The 14,387-nt window shown below is 59.6% G+C and carries 11 protein-coding genes; 7 read left to right on the top strand and 4 right to left on the bottom strand.

Annotated elements, in window-relative coordinates:
• Positions 1–43: 43 nt before the first annotated feature.
• The gene (locus R3D51_01180; GenBank protein MEZ5898082.1) at positions 44–1,606 is read left to right on the top strand and encodes a peptide ligase PGM1-related protein; all 1,563 of its coding nucleotides are present in this window, start codon (positions 44–46) and stop codon (positions 1,604–1,606) included.
• 39 nt (positions 1,607–1,645) lie between these two features.
• Here R3D51_01180 and R3D51_01175 read toward each other — a convergent pair whose 3' ends face one another.
• Positions 1,646–2,515, bottom strand: a complete 870-nt coding sequence (locus tag R3D51_01175) for a (Fe-S)-binding protein (protein MEZ5898081.1) — start codon at positions 2,513–2,515, stop codon at positions 1,646–1,648.
• A gap of 156 nt (positions 2,516–2,671) precedes the next feature.
• On the opposite strand from R3D51_01175, the gene R3D51_01170 reads away from it, so the two are divergent.
• From R3D51_01170 to R3D51_01155, 4 genes are all read left to right on the top strand, one after another.
• Complete coding sequence (locus R3D51_01170; protein ID MEZ5898080.1) at positions 2,672–3,463, top strand: FCD domain-containing protein; 792 nt, start codon at positions 2,672–2,674, stop codon at positions 3,461–3,463.
• Positions 3,464–3,509: 46 nt separating this feature from the next.
• Entirely contained in the window at positions 3,510–4,493 is a 984-nt protein-coding gene (locus tag R3D51_01165; protein MEZ5898079.1) for an XdhC family protein, read from the top strand.
• 165 nt (positions 4,494–4,658) lie between these two features.
• On the top strand, positions 4,659–4,955 hold the full coding sequence (locus R3D51_01160; protein MEZ5898078.1) for a DUF2312 domain-containing protein: 297 nt from the start codon (positions 4,659–4,661) through the stop codon (positions 4,953–4,955).
• A 159-nt stretch (positions 4,956–5,114) separates the two neighbouring features.
• Entirely contained in the window at positions 5,115–6,050 is a 936-nt protein-coding gene (locus tag R3D51_01155; GenBank protein ID MEZ5898077.1) for a hydrogen peroxide-inducible genes activator, read from the top strand.
• Between the two features lie 81 nt (positions 6,051–6,131).
• Here the strand turns inward: R3D51_01155 and R3D51_01150 are convergent, their stop codons facing one another.
• Both R3D51_01150 and R3D51_01145 read right to left on the bottom strand, forming a co-directional pair.
• Positions 6,132–7,736, bottom strand: a complete 1,605-nt coding sequence (locus R3D51_01150; GenBank protein MEZ5898076.1) for a DUF882 domain-containing protein — start codon at positions 7,734–7,736, stop codon at positions 6,132–6,134.
• A 231-nt stretch (positions 7,737–7,967) separates the two neighbouring features.
• Positions 7,968–10,460, bottom strand: coding sequence for a L,D-transpeptidase family protein (locus tag R3D51_01145; GenBank protein ID MEZ5898075.1), 2,493 nt, complete (start codon positions 10,458–10,460; stop codon positions 7,968–7,970).
• Positions 10,461–10,893: 433 nt separating this feature from the next.
• On the opposite strand from R3D51_01145, the gene R3D51_01140 reads away from it, so the two are divergent.
• The gene (locus R3D51_01140) at positions 10,894–11,844 is read left to right on the top strand and encodes a hypothetical protein (protein ID MEZ5898074.1); all 951 of its coding nucleotides are present in this window, start codon (positions 10,894–10,896) and stop codon (positions 11,842–11,844) included.
• A 166-nt stretch (positions 11,845–12,010) separates the two neighbouring features.
• On the opposite strand, the gene R3D51_01135 is transcribed toward R3D51_01140, so the two are convergent.
• Positions 12,011–13,522 (bottom strand): sigma-54 dependent transcriptional regulator, encoded by a 1,512-nt coding sequence (locus tag R3D51_01135; GenBank protein ID MEZ5898073.1) that lies wholly within the window; start codon positions 13,520–13,522, stop codon positions 12,011–12,013.
• Between the two features lie 329 nt (positions 13,523–13,851).
• On the opposite strand from R3D51_01135, the gene R3D51_01130 reads away from it, so the two are divergent.
• Entirely contained in the window at positions 13,852–14,376 is a 525-nt protein-coding gene (locus R3D51_01130; protein MEZ5898072.1) for a hypothetical protein, read from the top strand.
• Positions 14,377–14,387: the final 11 nt, after the last annotated feature.

Here is a 14,387-nt window from a genome sequence, read left to right as displayed (position 1 = left end):
GAGGCGCTGAAGAGAGGTTGTCTCGTCATGTGGAGGACTTCGGGTGCCGGTTGATGACATGACATTGGTACGCCCCAACGCTGTGGGTAGCGGAAATGCGGACGTATCGGCCCGTTTCGCTGCGATGCAGGAGAGGTTCAAGACCGCCTTCAGCGAAATCTTCGACGATCCGCTGGCCAAGCGGACGGTTCTGATCGTGCCGAGCCTCACCGTCGATGCCGATGTGATGGCCAAGATTGCCGGAGTGTACCGTTACGAAGAGCGGATGTTGTGTTTGCTGCTGTTGCTGCGAATGCCGCAGACCAATGTGATCTACGTGACGAGCTCACCAATCTGCGAGACGATCGTGGATTATTATCTCCACCTGTTGCCCGGTATTCCGTCGGCCCACGCGCGAAGACGCCTCACCTTGCTGTCGTGCGAGGATGCAGCTCCTGTAGCTTTATCGCGCAAGATTCTAGATCGCCCGCGCCTGATCGAACGCATCAAAGCCGCTATCCCTGACACCGGTAGTGCGCACATGACGTGCTTCACCGTGACGGAACTTGAACGCGAGCTGGCGTTGCGGCTCGATCTTCCGGTTTATGGGTGTGATCCGGAGCTGCTCTATTGGGGCACGAAAAGTGGTTCGCGACGGATCTTTCGCGAAGCCGGGATTCCGATGGCGCCGGGATTTGAGGATCTCAGCACACCTGACGATGTCGCGCGTGCGCTCGCGGAATTGAAGAAGCAGTGCCCCGATCTGGACAAGGCCGTTGTTAAAATCAACGAGGGTTTCTCGGGCGAAGGTAACGCCGTCATCAGTCTGAAGGGCGCCCCGCAGGGCAGTGCTTTGCTCGATTGGGTTCGCAGCAGGCTTTCCCAAATGGCGTTCGAGGCCGGCGGAATGACCTGGGATCTCTACCAGAGCAAGCTCAAGGCCATGGGGGCGATCGTCGAAGCCTTCATTCCTGGCGAAGTGAAGGAATCTCCCTCGGTACAGTTTCGGGTCGATCCCCTGGGGCGGTTGGAGGCAATCTCAACGCACGATCAGGTTCTGGGTGGAACCAACCAGCAGATCTTCCTGGGTTGTCGCTTTCCCGCACGTGCGGATTACCGCTTGGAGCTACAGGAGCTCGCGACGTCGGCCGCGAAGGTTCTCGCCAGCAAGGGTGTACTTGGACGTTTCGGCCTCGACTTCATCTCGGTGAAGGAGGGTGACGCATGGAAGCACTACGCCATTGAGATCAATTTGCGAAAGGGTGGAACGACGCATCCGTTCCTGATGCTCCAGTTCCTGACCGATGGGCGCTACGATGCTCAGAGCGGCGAGTTTCTCACGCCATCGGGGCGGCCACGCTGCTACTTCGCATCAGACAACTTGGAATCTGAGCGTTATCGCGGCCTATGCTCGGACGATCTTATCGATATCGCCGTGAAGAACGGTCTGCACTTTCATGCTGCCACAGGCGAGGGCGTAGCGTTCCATCTGATTGGCGCGCTTTCGCAGTTTGGAAAACTGGGTGTCGTGTGTATCGGCGAGACACAGGAGCGCGCCGACGCGCTTTATCGCAAGACGGTCGCGGTTTTGGATGCGGAAGGCGGCGCGGACGCTGAGAAGCGATAGTGCGTGCTGGAAGCCGCGTCCGGATGCTGGTGAAAAAAATCAGTCGTCATCACCGCGACCGATAGCGGGCTCCTCGCTCATTCCGGCAAGCACCTCGGCGGCATGGTAGACCTTCACCGGGCTGCCCGTGCGCGTCATGCGGCCCGCAATATTGAGCAGGCAGCCCAAATCTCCTCCAAGCAGATAGTCGGCGTTGGTCGCCGCAACGTTGGCCAGCTTGTCGTCGGCCATCTTGACGGAGATTGCCGGATACTTGACGCAGAACGTGCCGCCGAAGCCGCAGCACGTTTCTGCATCCTGCATCTCCGATATCTGTAGCCCTTCGACGGAGGTGAGAAGCTGTCGAGGTTGTTCCTTGATGTTGAGGGAGCGTAAACCCGAACAGCTGTCATGATATGTCGCCGTGCCTTCGCAACGTACCGGACGAGGCGTCGCCTTCATCACGTTCGTCAGAAAGTCGAACAATTCATAGCTTCGGCCCGCGAGATTTGCCGCCCGCTCTGCCCATGCAGCATCGTTATCGAAGAGCTTGGGATATTCGCATCGAATTGTCGCCATGCATGAGCCCGACGGGCCAACCACGTAGTCGTAGCTCTCGAAGGCGGCAATGATTTGCTTTGCGATCTCGCGCGTTGAGGAACTATCGCCGCTGTTATAGGCGGGCTGACCGCAGCAAACCTGAGCTTCCGGCACTGCAACATCGCAGCCCGCATCCTCCAAAAGTCTAACTGCCGCCAAACCGATGGAGGGGCGGAACAAATTGACTAGGCAAGTTACGAACAAACCGACGCGGGGACGTTTTGCGCTGCGATCCGAGGTGGTAGCGTCGGATTGGGGCCGTCCTGCGGGGCTTGCGACTGGCGTTTCTGTTTGCATTGCGTTGCGGGCGCTGGGGGCTTTATCTGTCAAGACGCTGGTGCTCTCGTTAGCTTTGGTCAACTAATTATACCGGTTGCTTGCGTTGGGCAAATGCTTGCTCTAACCAATGACGATCGGGAGCGGGTATTAGAGTTTGCGAGTTTGAGGACCATGGCTGTTCAGAGGGCGCGAGCCGAGGATGAATCCATGACTGCGGTGGTCAGAACGCCGAGCGTTGCCGAAGCGATCGCGGGGCATATCGAGCGGATGATCCTTCAAGGCGCGTTGCGATCTGGCGAGAAGCTGACCGCAGAGAGAGAGTTGGCGGAGATGCTCGGTGTGTCGCGTCCTTCGTTGCGCGATGCTCTGGCGTTGCTCGTCTCACGCGGCCTGCTGACAACATCGCGTTCGGGCACGTATGTCGCGCAGTTCATGACGCCGATTATCAAGCCGCTCGCCACCCTGCTGGAAAACAATTCAGAAGCAGTCCAGGACTACTTCGAATTCCGCCAGAGTGTCGATTCATTGGCGGCGCGTTACGCGGCCATGCGCGCAAACGATGTGGACCGCGAGGCGATCCGCAGCTGTATCACTGCCATGAAATCGGTTCACAGCCATGAAGATCCGGCTCAGGAAGCGCAGGCGGACTTTGATCTGCATCTGTTGATCTACGATGCCTCGCATAATCTGGTTCTTGCGCACGTGATGCGGGCATTGGCCGAGTTGTTGCGCTCAAACATTTTCTATAGTCGCAAACAGCTTTATCTGCACGGCAACGTGCGCGAGTCGCTGCTCGTTCAGCACATCGAGATTGCCGAGGCAATACTGGCGCGCAAGCCGGACGCAGCGGCGAAGGCTGCCGCGAACCACATGGCGTTCACGCGCAAATCAGTAAAGGAAATTGAGGTGCAGCGTGCCCGCCTCGACGCATCTCTGGCGCGCGCGGGTCGCAAGGGGTACGTGGCAAAGGGGCCGCGCAGAAAGAAGCCGGGTACTTGATCGGGCAAGAGCCTTTATCGCTCCTCCAGAAACCAGCGTTGGTCCCATGAATCACCTTTTTTCCCAAAGCTCCGCACCAACTGGCCTGATGGCACATGACGACGTGCTGCCGGCGTTGTTTGCCTGGAATGCAGAAGGGCTGCGGACGGTTCTGGTGAGCCTGGTTTCGATCGAAGGCGGTTCTCCCCGTCCGGTCGGCGCGCAGATGGCGGTTTGCGAGGATGGCCGCTATGCCGGCTATTTGTCTGGCGGGTGTCTCGAGCAGGCCATTGTTCTGGAAGCCCAGGCCGTCCTGGAAGAGGGTAAGAACCGGCTAGTCCGTTATGGACGCGGCTCCCCCTACTTCGACGTCCGCTTGCCGTGTGGCAGCGGGTTGGACGTGTATTTTGACGCTTCGCTATCTGCCGAAGCGATTTCGGCGATGAAGACGCGTCATCGTGATCGCAAACCATTCGTCCTGATCAGCGACATCGAGACAGCAACCTCGCGCGTCGGCGATGTGAGGGAGGGCCAACTTTCTGCGTGCGAAGGACGCTCGTTCACCCGTGTTTATCTGCCCGAGCCGCGGATGACCTTGCTGGGAGCTGGACCGGCCGTCGGCGCGCTGTGCCAACTGACGAGGGCGACAGGCATGGCGGTGGACGTATGGGCGGGTGATGATGCGACGCGCGCGGCGTTGAATGGCTGCCGCATTCCACATCTTTCAACGCCAACACCGCCAGAAGATCTGTTTGCGCGGATAGATCCATATTACGCGGTCGTCATTGCGTTCCACGACCACGTCAACGAGCCCGATATTTTGAGGCGTGTGCTGCAGAGCCGGTGCTTTTACATAGGTGTTCTCGGAAACCACGCCGTGCATCGCCAGCGCCTTGCGCAGCTCGAGTCGATGGGACTGCTGGCGGAAGATTTAGCGCGGATCCGTGCGCCCATCGGCGCTATACCGCAGGCCAAGGGACTGGCGACCTTAGCGGTCGGCGTGCTTGCTGAGATCATGAGCGAGGCGAAGCTGAAGGGCTTGGTGGCCTAAATTGCGCCTGAGCGGCTTGTTGGCCGCGAATCGCTGCGAGACGTGAAAAGCACGTCAAGCGTCAGGATGAAAGTTATCCCATGGGATTGCTCGTTCCCCCTCCTTGTTCGCGGGGGCCGCGCTCGCTAGCGTCGGTACAAGTCAAGCGAACGAGAGGATACAAGTATGAGCACGCTTCAGGCTTCCGCCCAAAAGCAGCTGCGCCAGTTCATCGAGCAGATCGAGCGGCTGGAGGAAGAGAAAAAGCAGCTCGCAAGCGACATTCGCGATAAGTTTCTCGAGGCAAAAGCAGTCGGCTTTGACGTCAAGGTGATGCGCCAGATCATCCGCTTGCGTAAGAAGTCGCAGAGCGAGCGCCAGGAAGAAGACACTGTGCTTCAGGTCTACCTCCATGCGCTTGGGATGCTGGATGACAGTGCTGCGTTGGAGCAGGCGGCCGACGCTATGATCGCGGCCGAATAGCGGGCAGCGAGACTTTCAGACCAGAGAAGTTGCGAGCACGGTGGGCGGATCCACCGTGCTTTTTGTCGCCTCTGCGCGTTAAGCAGCGACCATGGAAACTCTCAGCACGCCATGATAAGCTCCACCTCATATTACTGAGAAGTATGATTAGGACCGCTGGTGCACAATATAACGATTAAGCAGCTTCGTTATTTTCACGCCCTTGCCCGCGAACAGCATTTCGGCCGCGCCGCCGAGTCTTGTTCGGTCACCCAACCCGCCCTGTCGATGCAAATTCAAGAGCTGGAGGGATCTCTAGGGATGGATCTGGTCGAGCGCACCCGCTCGGGCGTCAAGCTGACTGCGAAGGGTGAGAAAATTGCCGAGCGCGCCCAGCGTATCCTCAACGACGTTAAGGATCTTGTAGACTTCGCGAAGCAGTCGGCTGGCGTCTTGTCCGGTACTTTGAGGATGGGGCTTATTCCGTCGGTCGCCCCTTATGTTCTGCCGCCGCTGTTACCGCTGCTCAAAAAGAAATATGCAGATCTCGAGCTGCACATTCGCGAGACGCTGACCGAAACGCTGCTGCATGAGTTGGTCGAGGGCAAGCTCGATGTATTGCTGCTTGCTCTGCCGGTCAAGCACGCTGACATCGAGACGTTGGAATTGTTCGAAGACCGGTTCGTATTGGCTGTGCCGGAAACCCTGAACATGTCGGGCCGGGTCAAGGCGACACCCGAGCTCGTCAAGCAGGAGCGCTTGCTATTGTTGGAGGAGGGGCACTGTCTGCGGGATCAGGCCCTGGACTATTGCAGCCTTAAACACGTCGACACCATCAACACCTTTGGCGCCTCTTCGATGTCGACCATCGTCGAGATGGTGGCTGCTGGTCTAGGCATTACCTTGCTGCCAGAGCTTTGCATTACCATGGAAGAGCGCGGCCGCGACATCAAACTGATGCGCTTTGTCGATCCCGAGCCGTCACGCACCATAGGGCTCGTCTGGCGTCAGTCGAGCCCGCGCGCGGAAGACTATCGCGCCTTGGGCAAACTCGTTTTGGCGGCGGGGCAGGATACAATCAAGCGTGGTGTTTCGCGGATCGGGAAAGTCTCGTAAAGCCGCTCGCTCGACTTGGAACAGACCCGAGAGACATTCAGCACCCTCGCCAGTCGGACCAGGCGCGTACCAGTTCCGTCCTTAGGGGGTAGGTCGCGTGCTGGTCTGCACCGTGCGTTCAGAGATACCGGTTGCCGCTCGGCTTTGATCGAGTTCCTTGAGCGCGTCGAGATGGACGGCCGATCCCTGGAATTGCTGGGACGACATCACTTGGGCAACCTGCTGGCCGGGTCGAAAGCGCATCGGCAGAACCGCGCCGATGTCATCGATAAGTTCCAGCGTCTGGGCGACATCGGGATGCTGCAGCCCCTCGAACTGAGGTTCGGCAGAGGTCGCATCGTCTGTCAGCAAGGGGCCTAGCGGGAAAGGCCGATAAGCGAGCTCTTCCGGATGGTCTTCGTCAAACTCTGGGGCCTGAACCCAGCCATTACCAAGGCTATCGGGGCTCATATCGGTAATACTATCGCTTTCGCGGTCTGTCGGAATGAGCGCTGCAACGCGGGCCGGTGCCCTGGCGTTTCGTTTGGCGTTGATCTCCGGCATCGCGGCTTCAGCAAGTGCCTTGGACGGACGCACGGCAGGTTTAGGTTCCGAGATCAGCTTCGGCATGGGCTCGGTCTGAGCCTGGGCAACAAGCGCCGTCAGACCTGAACGGTCGGGTTGTTCGTTGGACTTGGATGCAGGTTTGCGCGGTTCAAAGCGCGATGAGCGATCAACCGGCTTCGGCTGCCCCTTGAGCGCGGGGGCGGCAGCGGCCGGTGGCGGGGTGGTGAGCGCCGCGACCTGTGGACGTGGGGTGGGTCGCTCCGGGATCGGCTCCCAGGTGACAAGCGATTTCTTTGCTGCAGGCTCCGACTTCTTGGACCAAGGCAACATCTCTCCGCCACCAAGAGAGGCCAGCGCTAGACGCGGCTTGGCGGGCTCGGGAGCGGCGGCGGGCTTGGGCGGTTCGGCCGAGGCGACCATTGTTGTGGGGTGAGGTGCGTTGCGCAGTTCCTGGAACTGGGCGATCTGGATAGCCAGATCGCGATGCTGTGCGCGCGCAACTCTGACATCGGAGGGCGTGATGGGACCGCCTGAGGCCGGCATATGTTTGGTATGTCCGTTCGGGAAGAGCAGCGCCAACTCATAGCGCGGCAGGCGCGGCCAAGCGCGAACGCGGGCACTGTCGACGTGAATGAAGGGAATGCCGGAGGTCGGATAATAGCCGACGCCGCCCCTCTCACGCACAAGTGCCGAGTAGCGCATCCGCTTCAAGGGGACGTCGGGGAAAGTGATGTCGACGGCACGGCCGGTGATGTGCTGGCTCTGGCTTGCTTGTCCGCCGCGGGTTTTGCGGAGCATCTCGTTGGTATCGCGCGAGCGATAGCCACAGATGATGTTGACCGGCTGCTGAGAGCCCAGCTCCGTGTGCATCTCCCAGATCAGGTCGATGGTGTTGGGATCAATCGAGATCGACTTGTTCTTGCGCCAGTCGCGCATGATCCAATTGATTTTCTTGAGCGCCTCGGGAACGTACTTGCCGTCCTTCTTGTAGACGATCGTGAGCGTTTCCTTGGTGTGGATATGATAGAAAGAGATGACGCGCTCACCCGGCGAGGCCGCGGAAATCTTGTCCGCGGAGAGACTCGTCACGGCAGCAAGCAGCATAGCGCTCGCAATGACGCCAAAATGTCGTGAGGCCACGAAGTCCCCCGATCTCTACGCTTCCACCTATGAAATCCCCGTTGCGGGCACCTTGAGAGTTAATCCCCAACTCTTAAGACCCGGTAACCAAAGTATGAGACATCAATCTCTTGGCAAGAAAAGGGCATGGCGGCGGACGCGGCATTTTTGTCCATGTCGGTCAAGATGCCACCGCGCAGTTGAAAGCCAGGATGCTCGACCTGATCAAAAGCGGTCGTCCGAATAAGCTGCCTAGTTGGCCCCGAAGACTTGCTTCATGAAGTCGGAGATCACAGCGCCGGGCTTCTGCTTTTGCGGCGCGCGCTGGCTGGCCCGCTGGGTTATACTTGAAGATACACGCTGAGCTTCGCGCGAGCTGTAGCGTTGCGTTCTGCGTTGTCGCGATACCCGCTGGCTGTCGTCGTCCTCGTCGCCCCAGTCATCGCGTGAGGCAACCGCGCCGGAGGACTCAGCTTCGCCATTGCGATCAATCTGATCCCAGCGGCCGTTCAGGCCCAGCTCTATACGCTTCTCGTGGCCGTAGACATCGGGGAAGACGGCGAGATTGCCGTCGTCCGGCACCCACATCGTGAAGTATGTGATGTGGACCGGTAGAGGCTTGTCGAGCGAAACGTCGTTATCTTCCGGGCCGGATTCGACCAACTCGTCCACCTTGTTTTTATCCCAGCCCTTGTCCTCGGCCATGATCACTTCGGCAAGCTGCACCGGGTTGCGCACGCGCATGCAGCCGTGGCTGTAAGTCCGGATCGTTTCGTTGAACAACTTCTTGGTCGGCGTGTCGTGCAAATAGACCGCGTGTTTGTTCGGGAACAGGAACTTGACGACGCCAAGCACATTGGAGCGGCCCGGGGGTTGGTAGATATGATAGTTGCGGATGTCCTGACGCTGCCAATTCACGTCCCATGCATCGACGCGCCGCCCGTTGCGTTCCATGCGCAGACCCTGCCGCTCGATCGGGTTGCTTCCCCTGCGCAGCTTGGGCAATAGCTCGTTGACCTTGATGGACTCCGGCACGTTCCACGACGGCTGGAACACTACGGTCTTCAGCTCGTGAGAGAAAATCGGTGTTTGGGTTTCGTTGCGCCCGGCGATGATGCGCTCCTCATGGATGATTTCGCCGTGTTTGACGACGCGGACGAGGAATTCCGGGATGTTGACCCACACGTAGGTTTCACCAAGATCCTCGGGCATCCAGCGCCATTGTTCCATGTTGGCCAGAAGCGCTTGTTCGTCGATCTTGACCTGCCGATTGAGGCTGGCGCGCAATTCGTCGGTAACAGTGGAATTTGCGGGCTCGATGTCGTTCTTGCGCTTATACGCGACGACGGCGGCGGCAAGGTCGTTATCGTAATAGTTCTCGTTTGGCGGCTTTCCATCCGCTTTTGCCTCTGGCATCGGCATGTGGAGGCGCCGACGCAGCGCCGCGATGCTGGAATGCGATTTGCCCGGCGTTACCCTCGGGCCATCCGGGATTGTCTCGGGCTCCGTTCCAGCAACCTGCTGAGCCCGCAGTTCGAGCAGCTTTTTGCGCAACGCTTCGAACTGCGGATTGTGGGGATGCAGGGAACGCAGATATGCGCCCTTGTCGGGAGCTGCGACCAGATCCGCTATCACCTTCGAACGCTCGATCAACTGCGGCTTGCGATCGATATAACCCGACAACAGTTGCGTTGGATCGTCGATCCGATCGCCGCGCGCGTGACGGGCATACTCCAGTGCCACGAGCGTCAGTTTTACTTCTGCGTCGAGCAGTTGCGGATATTCGTAATCGACCCCGGCGGCGGCGAGATCGGGCAATCTATAGTCGGCTCTTGCAAGACCCCAATCGTCGGCCTTGGCTATCTCTTTCATGAGTACGCGAGCCGCGTCGTTGAAGCCGTCGCGGGTCACCCAAAGCGCTTCTCCAAGCGTCTTCTCATAATAGGCCGCGGCGGCATTGCGGTCCTGCGCGTCGTATGTGGCAAGACCGGCTGCGGCGTTGACGTCGAAGTATCGCTTGATGGGCAGGTAGAGTTTTCCGTTGACCGCGACGGCGGCCTCGTCGACGGGCTGAGTTGGCACAGACTGCCTCGGGGGGGCGTCAGGGTCGGTGCTATCATGCAGAATTGCGGTCTGGCGTGGCGCCTTTGGGGCCAATGGCTCGGGTGCGGGCGTGGCTGGAATTTCCCTCGGCGGCCGCGCCGCAAGGGGCGTCGCAGTGCGGGTGCCCATCGGGGCGATGGTGTTCGTAGGCGCGGCCGTTTTGTCTTCGACGACCGGTGAGGGCACCGCTTGGGCCGGGGCGAGCGCCGTGGGCGCACCGTTGGCAGGATCCAAGTTACGGGCGGTCGGTCTGGCTTGAATCGCGTTTTGAGGTGTTCCGTCCCGGCCTTTTTGCAGGTTGGGAGCGGTAAGTGCCGCAGCGGCCGGTTGGCCTGCGCTGGGCGCCTCCTGCGGTCGCGGGGTGGAGATTGCTGTTTGCGGCACCTGATCGGGCGGGCGATGGATCTCATCCGGCAGCGGGATAGCGAGCTGATCCCGGTCCAGACTGTCTGGGTCATGGTTGGTCGTCAGGTCGGGCTGATCGGGACCGGGAGGATTGATGTCGGTGTCGTTGATGATCGTGCGGCGGTCGCGCTCAAGCAGTTCCTCGATCGAACCCGGCTTGGTCCCGGGATTGGTATCCTCGACCGTCCAAGGCGTATCGTCTGGACTGACGGCCTGAGCATATGACGGCGTCGGCACAGCAAGGCCCGAACAGGCAACCGCGCAACACAGCGCTGCCAAGCCCGGCGTCGCGCATCCACGACGACGTGGCCTCAAAAGGGGGCCAACGCGCAACATAGCCGCAACCTCTCTCGTCTGCACAGCCGCACAAGTGCAGCGACGACGTACTATAGTTAACCTGAACCCCTGAGCCCGGCCAATCATTTCACACGGGGCTATGGCCAAAGTGTTGCTGCATCGCGTCGTGATTGCGCTGGCGATGGGGCAAAAGCGCGTCGTGCTTTAGCTTTGCGGCACAAGACATTGTCCGAACGCCGCGACCCTTACCGCGCACGTATGAACCTTTCATTCTGTCGTCGCGACGAACGCTCAGGTCGCCAGTTTTTCTGGTGCCCGGTGTGCGAGCTGCAACACAAACAGCATCACAACACGCAAACCAAAGAGAAACGTGATGAGCATCGGTCGGACAGATCACAAGGCAACTTCGAAGATTGCGGGCATGTTATTGGGCCTATTCGGTGGTTCGTTGCTGTTTGCGGTAATGGCAACTGCGTCCGTGGCGGATGAGGCCATCACGTTGGAGATGTCGGCGCACGACGGTGCCCGCCTGACCGTTGTAGAAGATTCAAACGGCAAGCTTTCGGTCCGCGAGAATGAACTATCTTTGAGTTTGGCGCTCGCTGCCAAGGCAGATCCGGCGCGTGGACTGCGGCTGGTAGCCTCGCAGCTGTATCTGAAGCAGGCGGGACGCGAAGCTGGCGCGACACGACTGTTGGCTGATCTCACCGGCGCGCGCACATTTGCGCACAAGGCAGACGTGGCGTTCGCCCTGGACCCGATCGGTCCTCTGGCGCGCAACGCCGTCGCTTTGTGCTCAGGTACCGTTCTCCCTGATCTTTCGGCTACCGCAAGTGTCCATCTCGACATGAGCGTGCCGGTGGTTTGGCGTGTGAACGCAGGGCATCTCGATTTTGCTGCGCTTGCGATGAGCGGGATCACGGCAACCGACGAAGTGCTCGCCAGTCCGAGCTACTACACAAATGCAGACTCTGCTGAGAGAGAGGTTGTCGCCCGCGTCGAGATCCGCTGCGAAAATCATGGCGGCAGTGCTGCGGTCGCGAGCAGCACTGCAAAACGCGGCGATACTACTGGGGCGTCCGGCAAGGCCTCGGCGCAAGGGGTGAAGGTTGAGAAGGTCGCGATACGGTCGGATGAATCTGTAAATCCAGAGCCTCGGCACTCGTCCGCAGACCCGGCCAGCATGGTATGTGAAGGCGGAATGGTTCGGGCGCTGTCGGGCGATACGGCTGGCCAAGCGTGCTTGTGCCCCGGCAATACGGTGCGGCGCCCGACAGGGGCCAACGCCTTCGTCTGCCAGCGCAGACATGTGCGCCGTCGTTGACGGTTGAAGGTTATCAGCCCGTCAAAAAGAGATGTTAGGAGTGCAAAAGAATGAAGGTCCCGACCAGGAGAGCCGGGACCTTCAACTCGAAGCGCGAAGGGCTAAAGCGCTCCGGGGGACTTCCAGCCAGCTTGCGCGGCCGGAAAACCTTTTAACTGACAGCCGCCTAGTTCGGGCGCGGCTCTAGGCCATAATCCTGCATTTTGCGATACAGCGTTGAGCGGCCAATCTTAAGGCGTTTAGCTACCTCTGTCATGTGCCCTCGATAGCGTCCGAGTGCAAGTCTTATCATATCGGCCTCGATGGCTTCCAGTGACCGGATCTCGCCGTCCTCTGAAATAGCAGGGATGCCGAGCGAGCCCGCACCGCCGGAGGTGCTCTTGATGGCAACGGTCTGCGGAACGGTGTTTTCTGCACCTAAAAGTGCTGGACCCGTGTAGGCCGGCTGCTTTTGGACCTCCGATGGAGCGGCGGGGATTTCCGCCTGGAAGCCCTCGACGTGTGCTGCAATCTGCGGGAATTCGGCCACCGTCAGCTCCGGCGTATCGGCGAGCACGACCGCGCGGAAGACGGCATTTTCGAGCTGGCGAACGTTTCCGGGCCAGGAATAGGCCTGAATCAGGCGCATGGCGTTTTCGCTGATCGAGGCGATGCGCTTGCCTTCCTCTGCAGCAAAGCGTGCTGCAAAGTGGCGTGCAAGCTCGGGCACGTCCCCGATGCGCTCACGAAGCGGGGGCACCCAGACCGGGAAGACGTTGAGGCGGTAGTAGAGATCCTCGCGGAACTTGCCGTCCTTGACGAGCTGGATCATGTCACGGTTGGTCGCCGAGATCAGGCGGAAATCGACCTTGACGGGCTTCTTGGAGCCGACCGGATCGACTTCGCCTTCCTGCAGCGCGCGCAACAGCTTGACTTGGGCATCGAGCGGAAGCTCGCCGACCTCGTCGAGGAAGAGCGTGCCGCCGTCGGCTTCTTGAAACTTGCCGATGCGCTTATCGACGGCGCCGGTAAACGATCCCTTCTCGTGACCGAACAGGATGCTCTCGACGAGGTTCTCGGGGATGGCACCGCAGTTTACGACGACGAAAGGCTTGCCCGCACGTTCGCTCTCGCCCTGGATGGCGCGTGCGATCAGTTCTTTGCCGACGCCGGACTCGCCTTCGATCAGGACGGGAATGTTGGATGCCGCGGCCCGCTTGCCGAGCGAGATCACGCGCTTCATGGAGTCGCCGTGCATCACGAGATCGGAGAAAGTCAGCGTACCTTCGACCTTCTTCTTGATGCGGTTGATTTCGCCCGCCAGCGCCTCAATCTTGAGCGCACTCTTGATCGAGACGTCAAGGCGCTCAGGCGAGGCCGGTTTGATCACGAAATCTACGGCACCAGCCCGCATGGCAGCAATGGCAGTGTCGATGGAGCCGTGAGCAGTTTGTACGATGATGGGCGGCATCCCGGGCCTGGCTGCAACCCTGTCGAGCACTGCCATGCCATCGAGACCGGGCATGACGAGATCGAGCAGCACCAGTGCAACGCCGCCATGGTCTTCCGATTCCAGAACTTGAAGAGCCTGGTCGCCGGACCCGCAGGTCTTGGTCTCGAAGCCGAACCGCTTGATGGTTTCTTCGAGAATACGGCGCTGGGCGGGATCGTCATCGACGATGAGAACACGCTTTGACATGAGACGCGACTTAACCCGACTGTTACATGCCGTTCAGGGCAACAAGCCCAAGGTGATCCAGGATCGGACAACCGGTGACCGGCAACTTACTCAATGATGCTGAGAGTGCCGCAGAACGGTAAACGCTTGGTTGAAGTGTGGAGCATTTTTTGCGCGACGTGAGATTAACCGCGCGGATCGCGGTTAGATGGTTTGCCTGCCAGGTGGGCGTACAGCCTGAAGATTAATCTTCACGGATGCCCAATCGTGTCGCATGCTGGCGAATAGTGCGGATGCGGCGTGAGCATTTATTAACGGGCGGGTCAGCGTCGCATGCACAAAGCGGGGTGATGGTGAGCAGCGAGGAGATCAACGGCTACACGGTGGCCTATGAGCAGGAAGAGTTGTTCTTTCCCGTCTGGTCTACCGGGTTGATCGCGCTTGTTCTCGGATGGGCCGCGCTCACGCGGGACGTTCCGATACTTTGGCTTGTCGCGCTCATTCCAGCGGCGGGATTCTATTATAATCTCCCTTTGCTCGAGACCGGAAAGCCTCGTCTTGGCGCCGGCCAGTACGGTCTTTTTCTTGAAGGGCTGGGACTGCTGCAATGGCGCTCGATCGATGCGGTAGACATCGTCGAAAACGAATTTCGTGGAACGCTCTACAGGGATCTTGAGATAGCTTTGAAAGGTCCAGTCGAAGCAGCCTTGATACTCGATTGGCGCGATCGTTCCCCGGTGCGGCGGTTCATGCGCTTGCCCTGGTCGTGGAGAGCACGCGGGATTATCCGCATTCCGCTCGATGTTCTCGACAAGCCGCCGCGCGAAGTCCACGCCGCTGTGGTGCGGATGTGGCGATTTTATAGAGGGCATTAGCGTCGTGCTTC

It is taken from the genome of Hyphomicrobiaceae bacterium, assembly GCA_041397645.1.
In the GTDB taxonomy this organism is placed as follows: domain Bacteria; phylum Pseudomonadota; class Alphaproteobacteria; order Rhizobiales; family Hyphomicrobiaceae; genus Hyphomicrobium_B.
This window is presented reverse-complemented; position numbering and strand designations above follow the sequence as displayed.